This is a genomic window from Pseudomonas sp. LB3P31 (assembly GCF_054897945.1).
The window spans coordinates 2,258,689-2,272,235 of record NZ_CM142710.1; the positions used below are offsets into that span (position 1 = coordinate 2,258,689).

A 13,547-nucleotide genomic window follows, 5' to 3' on the forward strand; every position below is an offset into this window, starting at 1 on the left:
GGCGGCAATAATGGACGACTTGCCCATAGGGCCGATGCTCGCAGTGATTGCCCTGCTGATTTTATGGTCGGGGCTGTTTACCGCCATCGAAGTCGCGCAACAACACTTGCTGGCCCAGCGCACTGCGTCGCGTTCGAGCGACAAGCCGGTGGCAAAGCTGAGCTTCCCGCTCAACAGCCTGATCCTGTGCAACACCCTGTGCCGGGCGCTGGTGATTGTGATCAGCACCCTGCTGGCGATCTTCGCCTGGGCCGAAAACGGGCCATGGGCGGCGTGCATCGGCGCCGGTGCGGTCCTGCTGGTGTTCGCCGACTACTTGCCGCGGACCCTTGCCGTGCGTTACCCGGACGCCGTCCTGAGCCTGGGCAACACCTTGCTCGGCGTGCCGCTGAAAATCATCTACCCCGCCGCCTGGTTGCTCAGTGGCATCAGCCAACTGCTGATGCGACCGTTTGCCCGCAAGGTCAAAGTGGTGCAGCAGAGCGAAGACGAATCCCCGGCAGAGCGCCACGACGATAACGAGCACTCATCCTGCCGCCCGCACGTGCTGTCGGGCATCCATGCGCTGGACAACATCACGGTCAACGACATTCTGGTACCGCGCAGTGACGTCGACGGCATCAACCTCGACGACGATCTCCCGGAGATCATCGAACAGTTGCGCAATAACCGCCGCACCCGCCTGCCGGTGTTTCACAGCGACATCAACCAGGTCGAGGCGGTGCTCAATACCCGGCAGATCCGGCACCTGCTGGCGGACGCCAGCTTGACGCTCGAAGCGCTGCTGGCGGCCTGCCACGAACCGTACTTCGTGCCGGAAAGCACCCCACTGCAGCTGCAGCTGCTCAACTTCCACAAGCAACAGCGGCGCCTGGGCATGGTGGTGGACGAGTACGGCGAAGTGCTCGGGATCGTTACCCTGGAAGATATACTCGAAGAAATCGTCGGCGAGTTCGAAAGCCAGCACAGCCTGGGCAACCCCCACGTTCATCCCCAACCTGATGGCCGGTTGATGATCGAGGGCGCCGCGTCGATTCGCGACCTGAACAAGAGCCTGGGCTGGCACTTGCCCAGCGATGGACCGAAAACCCTCAACGGTTTGGTGACCGAAGCGCTGGAGACCATTCCGGAGAGCGCGGTGTGCCTGAAGATCGGGCGTTATCGGCTGGAGATTCTCGAGACCGAGGATAACCGGGTGACGCGGGTGTTGGTGTGGCACACCAGTTCGGTGCCGGCGGTCTTGCCCGTCCGTTAGATTGCTAAAAGATCGCAGCCTTCGGCAGCTCCTACATTTGAAATGCGTTCCCTTGTAGGAGCTGCCGAAGGCTGCGATCTTTTTGCTCTTGTTTGATCGATAGCCACCTTTCTATAATCGAGCCGCTTACCCAAGCGCCGCCCTACCCCTGTGCTATCCGCACACAGTTTCAAACCCACATCCCTGGGTGTTCAACCATAACAATTCGCTCCACTGGGGCACATGACTGTCAGGGATAACCGCATGACAACCAGCACGACTTACAGCGAAACCACGCCCGCGCAACCGACCAACTCCGCCACCCGCGTGGCCACCGCGAGTTTCATCGGCACTGCCATCGAGTTCTACGACTTCTACGTTTATGCCACTGCCGCAGCGCTGGTGATCGGTCCGGTGTTCTTTCCGCAGACCTCCGGCACCGCGCAGATGCTCTCGGCCTTCCTGACCTTTGGTATCGCATTCCTGGCCCGACCTCTCGGCTCGGCGCTGTTCGGCCATTTCGGCGATCGCATCGGGCGCAAGTCGACTTTGGTGGCCTCGCTGCTGCTAATGGGCGTGTGCACCACGCTGATCGGCGTGCTGCCGGGCTACGACAGCATCGGGGCCTGGGCGCCGATCCTGCTTTGCGTGTTGCGCTTCGGCCAGGGCCTGGGACTCGGCGGCGAATGGGGCGGTGCAGCGCTGCTGGCTACGGAGAATGCGCCCAAGGGCAAACGCGCCTGGTTCGGCATGTTCCCGCAGCTGGGCCCTTCGATCGGCTTCCTCGCGGCCAACGGGCTGTTCCTGACCCTGGCGATGACTCTGAACGACGAGCAGTTCCGCTCCTGGGGCTGGCGGATCCCCTTCCTGCTCAGCGCAGCGCTGGTGATGGTCGGTCTGTACGTGCGCCTCAAACTCCATGAAACGCCGGTGTTCGCCAACGCCATGGCGCGCCAGGAACGGGTGAAAATGCCTCTGGTCGAGTTGCTCAGCCAGTACTGGGTACCAACGTTGCTGGGCGCGGGCGCGATGGTGGTGTGCTACGCGCTGTTCTACATCTCGACGGTGTTTTCCCTGAGCTACGGCGTGTCGACCCTGGGCTACACACGGGAAACATTCCTCGCCCTGCTGTGCTTCGCCGTGCTGTTCATGGCGGCTGCAACCCCGCTGTCAGCCTGGGCCAGCGACCGTTACGGGCGCAAACCGGTGCTGATCATCGGTGGCGTGCTGGCGGTGCTGTCGGGGTTTCTGATGGAGCCGCTTTTGACTCAGGGTTCTACCTGGGGCGTGGCGCTGTTTTTGTGCATCGAGCTGTTTCTGATGGGCGTGACGTTTGCGCCAATGGGGGCGCTGCTGCCTGAGCTGTTCCCGACACATGTGCGCTACACGGGCGCGTCAGCAGCTTACAACCTGGGCGGAATCGTCGGAGCCTCGGCGGCACCGTTCTTCGCGCAGAAGCTGGTGGCGATGGGCGGTTTGAGTTATGTCGGGGGGTATGTGTCGGGGGCGGCGGTGCTGAGTTTGATTGCGGTGCTGTGCTTGAAGGAAACGCGGCATAACGATTTGAACAGGGTGGCCTGACAGACCGCCATCGCGGGCAAGCCTTGCTCCCACAGGTCATTGTCGACTCACAATTATGCGTACGACGCGGACCTGTGGGAGCAAAGCTTGCTCGCGATGCTTTTACAGCTCTACCACGACGGCCTGAGCAGCCCGGGTCGCCTTCGCACGAGCCGCTTCAATCGACTCATCCCGCGCCAACGCCACACCCATGCGCCGCTGGCCACTGACCTCAGGCTTGCCAAACAGGCGCAACGCCGTGTCCGGCTCGCTCAGCGCTGCCCCCAGGTTGGCGAAAGCCGTCTGGGTCGACTGCCCTTCCACCAGAATCACCGCCGAAGCCGAAGGCCCGAACTGGCGGATCAATGGAATCGGCAGGCCCAGAATCGCCCGCGCATGCAGCGCGAACTGCGACAGGTCCTGGGAAATCAAAGTCACAAGCCCAGTGTCATGCGGACGCGGCGACACTTCGCTGAACCACACCTGGTCGCCCTTGATGAACAGCTCAACGCCGAACAGGCCACGACCACCCAACGCTTCGGTGACCGCCTTGGCCACTCGCTCGGACTCCGCCAGCGCGATCGGGCTCATCGCTTGTGGCTGCCAAGATTCCTGGTAATCGCCCTTCTCCTGACGATGGCCAACCGGCGCGCAGAACGTGGTGCCGCCGACGTGACGCACGGTCAGCAGAGTGATCTCGTAATCAAAGTCGATGAAACCTTCAACGATGACCCGGCCTTTGCCGGCGCGACCACCTTCCTGCGCGTAATCCCACGCAGCCTTCACGTCATCGACACTGCGCAGCAGGCTCTGACCCTTGCCCGACGAGCTCATCACCGGCTTGACCACGCACGGGAAGCCGAGGTCTTCGACCGCTTTGCGGTAATCCTCGAAGGTATCGGCGAAATGGTACGGCGAGGTCGGCAGGTCCAGCTCTTCCGCGGCCAGGCGGCGGATGCCTTCACGGTTCATGGTCAACTGCGCGGCGCGGGCGGTCGGAATCACGGTGAAGCCTTCGGCTTCCAGCTCGACCAGGGTCGCGGTGGCGATGGCTTCGATTTCCGGCACGATGAAGTGCGGCTTTTCAGCTTCGATGACTGCACGCAGGGCCGCGCCGTCGAGCATGTTGATCACATGGCTGCGGTGCGCGACCTGCATGGCCGGCGCATTGGCATAACGGTCCACGGCGATCACTTCAACGCCCAGGCGTTGCAGCTCGATCACCACTTCCTTGCCCAACTCGCCACAGCCACACAGCAATACGCGGGTCGCGGTTGGCGACAATGGAGTTCCGATACGGGTCATCTCAGGTCCTCAAAGAAGCGGATCATCGAGGGAGGCAACGCCGGGCGCGCTTCCCATAGGGAGAAAGCGCGGCATTTTACATGAACCGGCGGGTTTGGCTTTAGCTGGCGACGGCCTGTTTGCGCAGGCGCCAGGCCATGATCAGCCAGACGGCAGTCACGCCAGCGAACTTCGAGGCCATGGCGGTGAGGATCACGCCCGGTGTGAAGGCGTCGATCATGCCGAAGAAGATGAAGGTATCGAGGGGAATACTCAACGCCGAACTTATCCACAGGCGGTCGTGCAGCGGGCGTTTGGTAATGCTGAAGACCAGCCAGTCGATGCACTCGGAGACCGCGAATGCGGTGGCGCTCGCCAAGGCAATGGACGGGTCGGAGGTGACATAGGACAACACCAGCGCCGCCAGCATCGCGAGAATCGCGCCGTGGCCGAAGCGGGTTTGCACCATGTCGCGCAACACGAACACCAGGCCACCCCAGGCCGACCAGATGATGTCCAGGTGCGGGGCGGAGGAAAAGGCGTAGTTAATCAGCACGACGCTGCTGATGTAGGCGATCAGGAAGAGCATGGGGTGTGTAGATACCTGGGATTTGCGGTGCAGGGTACTTGAGAGGCGTGCTGTCGCCAATTTAAGATCAAAAGATCGCAGCCTTCGGCAGCTCCTACATTTTGGAATGCGTTCCCCTGTAGGAGCTGCCGCAGGCTGCGATCTTTTGATCTTATCGCCCTGGAGGGTTGCCGAGCATCCAGATCAAGCCACTGGATTTCGCCCGCTCATGACACAACCCCAACACCCGACGACGCTCATCGTTGTCCATCCGGCTCCAGCGCGTGATCTCGTCGACCGTGCGCTGGCAACCGGTGCAAACATCATCGTCATCCAGCGCACAGACATTCACGCAAGGGGAACGAACCGGTTTTTCCACCGTGGTCATTCTTCTTGCTCAACCAGATCGCGGGCATACCGCTGGGAGTTATGCACATAGTGCGCGGCGCTGGCCTCGAGCATTTTCTTCTGCTGTTCAGTCAATTCACGCACCACTTTTCCGGGGGAGCCCATCACCAGGGACCCATCAGGAATCTCCTTGCCTTCACCGATCAGCGAATTCGCACCAATAATGCAGTTCTTGCCGATCTTTGCACCATTGAGAATCACCGCGTTGATGCCGATCAGACTGTAATCGCCGACCGTGCAGCCATGCAGCATGGCGTTGTGGCCGATGGTCACGCCGGTGCCGATGGTCAGCGGGTAGCCCATGTCAGTGTGCATCACCGTGCCATCCTGAACGTTGCTGTTCTTGCCGATCAGGATCAGTTCATTGTCGCCGCGCAAAACGGCGTTGAACCAGACGTTGGCGCCCTCTTCCAGTTTGACCTTACCCACCAGCACGGCGTTGGGGGCTACCCAGCTCTGCGGGTGGGTTTCGACTCGGGCGTCGCCCAGGCGGTATTGCATCTTGTTGTCCTCAAGGCCAGGCAGGCTCGGGTGTGGCCATATGAACAATGGCTTCAGGTGTTGATAAAGCTCTTGGGCGGCAGGTGCAGGCTGATTTTCGCGTCATACAGCAGGTTGATCAACTCGACGATCATGATCGCTGTCAGGCCCCAGATCTTGTACTCGCCGTAACGATAGCTCGGCACATACCAGCTGCGGCCCTGATAATCGATGCGGTGCGTGTGTTCGCGGGGATCCTCGCGGAAAAACTCCAGCGGTACGCTGAACACTGCAGCGATCTCGGCATCGTTGGGACGATACTCGACGAAATCCGGGATCACGCCGACGTAAGGCGTTACCTTGATGCCGTGCAGGGAAATCAGCGGGCTGAGCGGCCCGATCACCTCGACCAACCCTGGCGGCAGGCCAATTTCTTCTTCGGCCTCGCGCAAGGCGGTGAAAATCAGGTCCGGGTCTTCGGGGTCGCGCCGGCCGCCGGGAAACGCCACTTCTCCGCCATGGGTAGAAAGCCCGCTGGCGCGCAGGGTCAGAACCAGTTCCGGTTCATCACTGCGGGTGATGGGCACCAGTACGGCGGCCTCGGGAAAACGTTTGTCGGTTTCCAGGGTTCGCGGCGTGTGGTTGCTTACCCGATGCAGTAGCTCGTCCAGCATGAGTGATCTCGATCTGTGCCTTACCCTGCATCATGCACCAATCACACCGAGCGCCCAACCCCCGAACAGCCGTCTGTCGCGAAACGACAACTTGCCGACCGACACCGCCGCACGCCAAGATAGGCACAGCATTCAGGAACTCAAGCATGAAATTTTGCAGCCAGTGCGGCAACCCGGTGACCCAACGCATTCCCGAAGGCGATTCGCGCCTGCGGTTTGTGTGTGACAGCTGTCACACCATCCATTACCAGAACCCCAATATTGTCGCCGGCTGCGTGGCCACCTGGGGCTCGAAAGTATTGCTGTGTCGCCGGGCCATCGAGCCGCGACTCGGCTACTGGACCCTGCCCGCCGGCTTCATGGAGAACGGTGAAACCATCGAGCAGGCCGCCATTCGCGAGACCGCCGAGGAAGCCTGCGCCCGGGTTCGCGACCTGAACATCTATACCCTGATCGACGTGCCGCACATCAGCCAGGTGCACGTGTTCTATCGCGCCGAACTGGTGGACCTGGACTTTGCCGCCGGTATAGAAAGCCTCGAAGTGCAGCTTTTCGAGGAAGCCGACATCCCTTGGTCCGACCTGGCTTTCCGCACGGTGGGGCGTACTCTAGAATGCTTCTTTGCGGACCGGCGGTCCGAGGTGTACCCGGTGCGGTCGGAGTCGATTCCGCCGTTGGCTCAGCCTGTGATTGTTTGATGTGTGATCCGAAATATCGCAAAAGCGAAAAGATCGCAGCCTTCGGCAGCTCCTACAGTACATTTTCTTAGGGATATCGTTTTAATGCGTTGGTTGCTTGCCCTGTTTTGCTTGTCGTTCATCGCCGTTTCCCAGGCTTCCACCGTGGTGACCCTGGATGGCAAACGTATCGAAAAGGTGTTGGTGCTCAAATCCGCTCATCAATTGCAATTGATTGCCGATGGCCAACCCGTGCGAACCTACCGCATTTCCCTGGGCAAGCAGCCCAAGGGCGCCAAGCTGATGGAAGGCGACAAGCGCACGCCGGAAGGTTTCTACTGGGTGGACTGGCGCAAAGTCAGCGACCGCTTCAACCTGGCCATGCACATCTCCTACCCCAATGCCGCAGATTCAGCGCGCTCGCAGCGTGAAGGCGTTCCGCCCGGCGGCATGATCATGATCCACGGGACTCCCGATACCTACGACTACCCGGAAAACCTGTTCCACACCCTGGACTGGACCGACGGCTGCGTCGCCATGCGCAACATGGACATGCGCGAGGTGTGGGGCCTGGTGCCGGATGGGACGATGATCGAGATTCGTCCGTAACTACCTGTTGCACCCCAGGCAACTCGCCGCGCCAGCCCCACAGATCGATTGCGCAGTGCTTAAACCCTGAGCAATCAATGGGACAATCAACGTTGTTCCCAGCAATTAAATCTCGCGAGATCGCTTCCTGAGAGTATTCCTCTCAATTTTTTCCGAGCGCTTGCCAACCCTCAGACTCGCGGTTAGGGTTGAAGGCATGAAAACCTCTCACACCCTCATTCAGCTTCGCCAGCACCGCAGTCTGTGCCTCGTCAGTGCACGACTGCCGGGCTGAATCGCAGTGCCTCGTCCTACGTTTCATCCCCAGAACTTTTGATCCACCGGCAGGCCGCCTTCTCTCGGCCCCGACAACAAGGATTTCCCGATGAGCATGCTCAAAGACCCGTCTTCGAAGTACCGCGCGTTTCCGACCATCGACATCCCGGACCGCACCTGGCCGTCGAAGACCATCACCGCCGCGCCGATCTGGTGCAGCTCGGACCTGCGTGACGGCAACCAGTCGCTGATAGAGCCGATGGATGCGGTGAAGAAGCTGCGTTTCTGGAAAACCCTGGTACAAGTCGGCGTGAAAGAAATCGAGGCGTCGTTCCCGGCCGCCTCGCAGACCGACTTTGACTTCGTGCGTACTCTGATCGAAGGCAACCACATCCCGGACGACACCACCATCCAGGTGCTGACCCAGGGCCGTGAAGACCTGATCGAGCGCACCTTCGAATCCCTGCGCGGGGCGAAGAAAGCCATCGTGCACTTGTATAACGCGACCTCGCCGTCGTTCCGTCGCATTGTCTTCAACCAGGACAAGGACGGGATCAAGGAAATCGCGGTCAGCGCGGCCAAGCTGTTCGTCAAGTATGCCGCCCAGCAGCCGGACACCCAGTGGACCTTCGAATACTCGCCGGAAACTTTCAGCGCCACTGAACTGGAGTTCGCCAAGGAAGTGTGCGACGCGGTGATCGAGGTCTGGAACCCGACGCCTGAGCACAAGATGATTCTCAACTTGCCGGCCACCGTCGAATGCGCCACGCCGAACATCTATGCCGACCAGATCGAGTGGTTCGGCCGTCACATCAACCGTCGTGACAGCGTGATCATCAGCCTGCACACCCACAACGACCGTGGCACCGGCGTTGCCGCTACCGAACTGGGCCTGATGGCCGGTGCTGATCGCGTCGAAGGTTGCCTGTTCGGCAACGGCGAACGCACCGGTAACGTCGATCTCGTGACCGTGGCCCTGAACCTCTATACCCAGGGCGTCCACCCTGAGCTGGACTTCTCGGACATCGACGGCGTGCGCAAGGTCGTCGAGGAATGCAACCAGATCCAGGTGCACCCGCGTCACCCATACGTCGGCGACCTGGTTCACACCGCGTTCTCCGGCTCGCACCAGGACGCCATTCGCAAGGGCTTTGCCCAGCAGAAACAAGGCACCCTGTGGGAAGTGCCGTACTTGCCGATCGACCCGGCCGACATCGGCCGCAGCTACGAGGCGGTAATCCGCGTCAACAGCCAGTCAGGCAAGGGCGGGATCGCCTACCTGCTGGAGCAGGAATACGACATCAGCTTGCCACGTCGCATGCAGATCGAGTTCAGCCAGGTAGTCCAGGCCGAAACCGACCGCGTTGGCCTGGAGATGACTGCACCGCAGATCTACGCCTTGCTGCAGCGTGAATACCTGCAAGCCAACACTCCGTACGCGCTGGTCAGCCATCGCCTGCAGGAAGAGAACGGTAGCAGCGCTGTAGAAGTCGAGGTCTCCAGCAAAGGCCAGGGCGAGAACAACCTGCACTGGCGTGGCAAGGGCAACGGCGCGCTGGAAGCGCTGGTGGCAGGGCTGCCGATTCCGGTGGAGATCATGGACTACAACGAACACGCGATCGGTGCAGGCACCAACGCCAAGGCGGCGGCGTATATCGAACTGCGAGTCAATGGTGAGCGTGCGGTGCATGGCGTCGGTATCGACGAGAACATCACCACCGCCAGCTTCAAGGCCCTGTTCAGCGCGCTGAACCGCTCGCTGAGCCAGCCGGAGGCGAAAGCAGCATAAAGCCTTAGCTGAAATGCAAAAGGCCCCTCGGTGAGAACCTTGGGGCCTTTTTTTGTGTGCTATTTGAAGATCAAAAGATCGCAGCCTTCGGCAGCTCCTACAGTGTTTCGCCGAACATCGGTCCTGTAGGAGCTGCCGAAGGCTGCGATCTTTTCGGGGCTACCCAGGTCTCAGGTGAATTCGAAAGTATCAGCATCAAGATTCGCCGGAAACCGCGTGCGATACGCCGCCAGCTCCGCCGCATTCAACACCACCTGAAACACTCCATCCGCCTCCCCCGCACTCAGCAAAGTCTCACCCTGGAAATCCAGCACCTGACTGTCCCCGGTGTAGGCGAAGCCCTTGCCGTCAGTCCCGATGCGATTCACCGCCGCCACATAACACAGGTTTTCAATCGCCCGCGCCGGCAGCAAGCGATTCCAGTGCTGACGCCGCGCGCCGGGCCAGTTTGCGGTGTACAGCAACAAGTCCGTGTCCTGGGCATCGCGGCTCCACACAGGGAACCGCAGGTCGTAGCAAATCAGCGGACGCACGCGCCAGCCCTTGAGCTCGAACTGCACCTGGCGCTCGCCGGGGGTGTAGTGGTTGTGCTCGCCGGCCATGCGGAACAGATGACGTTTGTCGTAATGCCAGACCTCGCCGTCCGGGCGCGCCCACAGCAGGCGATTGCGATGACTGCCATCGGCAGCTTGAACGATGACGCTGCCGGTGATTACCGCATCGAATTTCGCCGCCTGCAGCCGCAACCATTTGCTGGTCGCGCCGTTCTCCGGCTCGGCAAGCGTCTCGGATTCCATGGAGAACCCGGTGGTGAACATCTCCGGCAGGATAATCAGGTCCGCGCCGCGTGCCTGCTCCAGCAACTGCTCGAAATGCTCCAGATTGGCCTGGCGGTCATGCCAGGCCAGGGTGGTCTGGATCAGCGCAACGGTCAGGTTCGGCAGCGCACTCAGATCACGCATAGTTTTTCCGCTGCTTCACGCAGGGTCTCCTCGCGTTTGGCAAAGCACAGGCGGATTAGCCGTTGGCCTTCGGGGGGTGTCTGGTAAAACACCGAGATCGGGATACTGGCCACGCCGTGCTCCCGGGTCATCCACAACGCCATGTCGACGTCGTTGAGGTCTGGGCGGATCTGCGAATAGTCGACCAGCTGGAAATAGGTGCCCGCAACCCGGTTGAAACTGAACCGCGACGGCGCCAGCAAATCGCAGAACAAGTCGCGCTTGGCCTGGTAGAACGCCGGCAGCTCCTCGACATGTTCCGGGTGCTCGGCCATGAAGTCGGCCAACGCAAACTGCAGCGGAGTCACCCCGCAGAAACTGACGTACTGGTGAACCTTGCGCAATTCCGCCGTAAGTGCCGGCGGAGCGACTACATAGCCGGTTTTCCAGCCGGTGACGTGGTAAGTCTTGCCGAAGGAGCTGATCACGAATGCGCGCTGGTACAGCTCTTCGTGGGCCAGGACGCTGACGTGGGGCACGCCGTCGAACACCAGGTGTTCGTAGACTTCGTCGCTGATGAGGTAGATGTCGCGGTCACGAATCAGCCGCGCCAGCTGATCGAGCTCGGCGCGACTGATCAGCGCACCGCTGGGGTTATGTGGGGAGTTGAGCACGATCATCCGCGTACGCGACGTGATGGCCTCGGCGAGCTTTTCGAAGTCGATGGAAAAATCATCCAGCCCCAGCTGAACGTGGACGCAGCGACCGCCCGCCAGCTCTACCGAGGGTTCATAGCTGTCGTAGCACGGGTCGAACACAATCACTTCGTCGCCGCGGTTGATCACGGCCTGGATGGCGCAAAAAATCGCCTGGGTCGCGCCGGGTGTGATCGTCACTTCATTGTCGGCATCGACGGTGATCCCGTAGCTGCGGGCAATCTTGCTAGCCACCTGCTGACGCAACGCCGGCAGGCCAGTCATTGGCGAATACTGGTTGTGGCCCTGGGCGATGTGTCGGCCAACCGCATCGCACAGCGCCTGCGGGGCATCGAAATCGGGGAAGCCCTGGGACAGATTGAGCGCGCCGGTCTGCGCCGCGAGCTGCGACATCTGGGTGAAGATAGTGATGCCGACATTCGGCAGCTTACTGGTGATCATCGGTGATTCCCTGCTCTGCACCCGGCTCTAACGGCGGCGCGGGAGAGCCCGAGGATAGCCCATACGGCGCCCATAAAAAAAGGGCACTCTGGTGAGTACCCTTCTCATCGCCGAACCCCGTAGGAGCTGCCGCAGGCTGCGATCTTTGATCTTGCCTTTAAAGCAAAGTCAAAAGATCGCAGGCTTCGCCAGCTCCTACAAGAGCGGCCAGTCATCCACCGTGCGAGCGCGGGGATGACCATCCGACTCAGCGCTTGTCGCGGCGCTTTTTATCGGCTTTCTTGTGGTGCGACATCATCCGGCGCTTCTTGTTGACCTGACGGTCGGTGAGCGAGGTCTTGTTACCTTCGTACGGGTTCTCGCCGCCTTTGAACTCGATGCGGATCGGCGTACCGACCAGCTTCAGCACACGGCGGTAAGTGTTTTCCAGATAACGAACGTAAGACTTCGGCACCTTCTCGATCTGGTTACCGTGGATCACGATGATCGGCGGGTTTGCACCACCCAAGTGAGCGTAACGCAGCTTGATCCGGCGATTGTTGACCATCGGTGGCGCGTGCTCGCCAACTGCATCTTCCAGGATCTGGGTGAGGCGGTTGGTGGGCCAGCGGGTGACCGCGGACTTGAACGAGTTCTGCACCGAAGCGTAGAGGTTGCCCACGCCGGTACCGTGCAACGCCGAGATGAAGTGGATATCAGCGTAATCAACGAAGAACAGCCGACGTTGCAGCTCGATCTTGACGAAGTCGCGCTCGCTCGGCGTCATGCCGTCCCACTTGTTGATCGCGATCACCAGCGCACGACCCGACTCAATGGCAAAACCCAGCAAGTTGAGGTCGTGGTCGACCACACCTTCGCGGGCGTCCATGACGAAGATCACCACGTTGGCGTCTTTGATCGCCTGCAGGGTTTTCACCACGGAGAACTTTTCAACTTCTTCGTGGATCTTGCCGCGCTTGCGCACACCAGCGGTGTCGATCAGCGTGTACTTCTCGTCGTTACGCTCGAACGGGATGTAGATACTGTCGCGGGTGGTGCCCGGCTGGTCATAGACGATTACCCGGTCTTCACCGAGCATGCGGTTGACCAAGGTCGACTTGCCAACGTTCGGACGGCCGATGATGGCGATCTTGATCCCGTCTTTTTCGCTTGGGCCAGGAATGCGCTTGGCTTCCTCACCTTCGGCAACGACCTCTTCTTCGCCTTCTTCCAGCTCGTCGTCGTCTTTCGGGAAGTCGCTGAGGGCGATTTCCAGCATCTGGGTGATGCCACGACCGTGGGCGCCAGCGATCGGGATCGCGTGGCCCATGCCCAGAGGGGCGAATTCAGCGCGGGCCATTTCCGGGTCGATGTTGTCGACCTTGTTGGCAACCACGTAGGAACGCTTGTTACGTTTGCGCAAATGCTCGGCGATCATCTGGTCGGCGGCGGTGAAACCAGCCTTGGCATCTACCAGGAACAGCACCACATCGGCTTCTTCAATGGCCAGCAGCGACTGCTCGGCCATTTTTTCGTCCATACCGTGCTCGTCACCGGAGATACCGCCGGTGTCGACCAGAATGTAGGAACGCCCTTGCCACTTGGCCTCACCGTATTGGCGATCACGGGTCAGACCGGACAAGTCGCCGACGATGGCGTCACGAGTCCTGGTCAGGCGGTTGAACAAGGTGGACTTGCCGACATTGGGTCGGCCCACCAGGGCGATTACGGGAACCATGCGGCTCTCCACTTCGTTATTTCAGAAAATACAAAAGCCGCTGCTAGGCAGCGGCTGGTGCTCGGGGCAATCACTGTGTGCTTTTCTGTGGGAGCGAGCCTGCTCGCGATAAACGCAAAGGCACCGCGTTTATTCAGGTCGCCAACGTTATCGTTAACGTCCATCGCGAGCAGGCTCGCTCCCACATTCATACC

13 protein-coding genes are annotated in these 13,547 nt (G+C 60.5%); 5 read left to right on the forward strand and 8 right to left on the reverse strand.

The window, feature by feature from the left end:
• Positions 1-10: 10 nt before the first annotated feature.
• Positions 11-1,255: a transporter associated domain-containing protein gene (locus ACYZTK_RS10300; protein ID WP_462014336.1), complete on the forward strand. Its 1,245-nt coding sequence runs from the start codon at positions 11-13 to the stop codon at positions 1,253-1,255.
• Positions 1,256-1,498: 243 nt separating this feature from the next.
• Positions 1,499-2,815 carry an MFS transporter gene (locus ACYZTK_RS10305; RefSeq protein ID WP_462014337.1) on the forward strand — a complete coding sequence of 439 codons (1,317 nt, stop codon included), beginning with the start codon at positions 1,499-1,501 and terminating at the stop codon, positions 2,813-2,815.
• A 102-nt stretch (positions 2,816-2,917) separates the two neighbouring features.
• Here the strand turns inward: ACYZTK_RS10305 and purT are convergent, their stop codons facing one another.
• From purT to ACYZTK_RS10330, 5 genes are all read right to left on the reverse strand, one after another.
• Entirely contained in the window at positions 2,918-4,099 is a 1,182-nt protein-coding gene (gene purT, locus ACYZTK_RS10310) for a formate-dependent phosphoribosylglycinamide formyltransferase (RefSeq protein WP_462014338.1), read from the reverse strand.
• Between the two features lie 100 nt (positions 4,100-4,199).
• Complete coding sequence (locus tag ACYZTK_RS10315; protein ID WP_462014339.1) at positions 4,200-4,667, reverse strand: preQ0 transporter; 468 nt, start codon at positions 4,665-4,667, stop codon at positions 4,200-4,202.
• A gap of 151 nt (positions 4,668-4,818) precedes the next feature.
• Positions 4,819-5,034 (reverse strand): DUF1289 domain-containing protein, encoded by a 216-nt coding sequence (locus ACYZTK_RS10320; protein ID WP_462014340.1) that lies wholly within the window; start codon positions 5,032-5,034, stop codon positions 4,819-4,821.
• Positions 5,031-5,555 carry a gamma carbonic anhydrase family protein gene (locus ACYZTK_RS10325; RefSeq protein ID WP_462014341.1) on the reverse strand — a complete coding sequence of 175 codons (525 nt, stop codon included), beginning with the start codon at positions 5,553-5,555 and terminating at the stop codon, positions 5,031-5,033. The genes ACYZTK_RS10320 and ACYZTK_RS10325 overlap by 4 nt, the downstream gene beginning before the upstream one ends.
• Positions 5,556-5,608: 53 nt before the next feature.
• Positions 5,609-6,208, reverse strand: coding sequence for a CoA pyrophosphatase (locus tag ACYZTK_RS10330; protein WP_462014342.1), 600 nt, complete (start codon positions 6,206-6,208; stop codon positions 5,609-5,611).
• A gap of 146 nt (positions 6,209-6,354) precedes the next feature.
• Between ACYZTK_RS10330 and ACYZTK_RS10335 the strand changes: the two genes are divergently transcribed.
• From ACYZTK_RS10335 to leuA, 3 genes are all read left to right on the forward strand, one after another.
• Positions 6,355-6,906 (forward strand): NUDIX hydrolase, encoded by a 552-nt coding sequence (locus ACYZTK_RS10335; protein ID WP_462014343.1) that lies wholly within the window; start codon positions 6,355-6,357, stop codon positions 6,904-6,906.
• 84 nt (positions 6,907-6,990) lie between these two features.
• Positions 6,991-7,494 (forward strand): L,D-transpeptidase family protein, encoded by a 504-nt coding sequence (locus ACYZTK_RS10340; protein ID WP_462014344.1) that lies wholly within the window; start codon positions 6,991-6,993, stop codon positions 7,492-7,494.
• A 364-nt stretch (positions 7,495-7,858) separates the two neighbouring features.
• Positions 7,859-9,538, forward strand: a complete 1,680-nt coding sequence (gene leuA / locus ACYZTK_RS10345; protein ID WP_462014345.1) for a 2-isopropylmalate synthase — start codon at positions 7,859-7,861, stop codon at positions 9,536-9,538.
• Positions 9,539-9,708: 170 nt separating this feature from the next.
• On the opposite strand, the gene ACYZTK_RS10350 is transcribed toward leuA, so the two are convergent.
• The 3 genes from ACYZTK_RS10350 to der form a co-directional block, all read right to left on the reverse strand.
• Positions 9,709-10,500 carry an amidohydrolase gene (locus ACYZTK_RS10350; protein WP_462014346.1) on the reverse strand — a complete coding sequence of 264 codons (792 nt, stop codon included), beginning with the start codon at positions 10,498-10,500 and terminating at the stop codon, positions 9,709-9,711.
• The gene (locus ACYZTK_RS10355; protein WP_462014347.1) at positions 10,488-11,636 is read right to left on the reverse strand and encodes a pyridoxal phosphate-dependent aminotransferase; all 1,149 of its coding nucleotides are present in this window, start codon (positions 11,634-11,636) and stop codon (positions 10,488-10,490) included. The genes ACYZTK_RS10350 and ACYZTK_RS10355 overlap by 13 nt, the downstream gene beginning before the upstream one ends.
• A 247-nt stretch (positions 11,637-11,883) precedes the next feature.
• Positions 11,884-13,353: a ribosome biogenesis GTPase Der gene (der, locus tag ACYZTK_RS10360; RefSeq protein ID WP_462014348.1), complete on the reverse strand. Its 1,470-nt coding sequence runs from the start codon at positions 13,351-13,353 to the stop codon at positions 11,884-11,886.
• Positions 13,354-13,547: the final 194 nt, after the last annotated feature.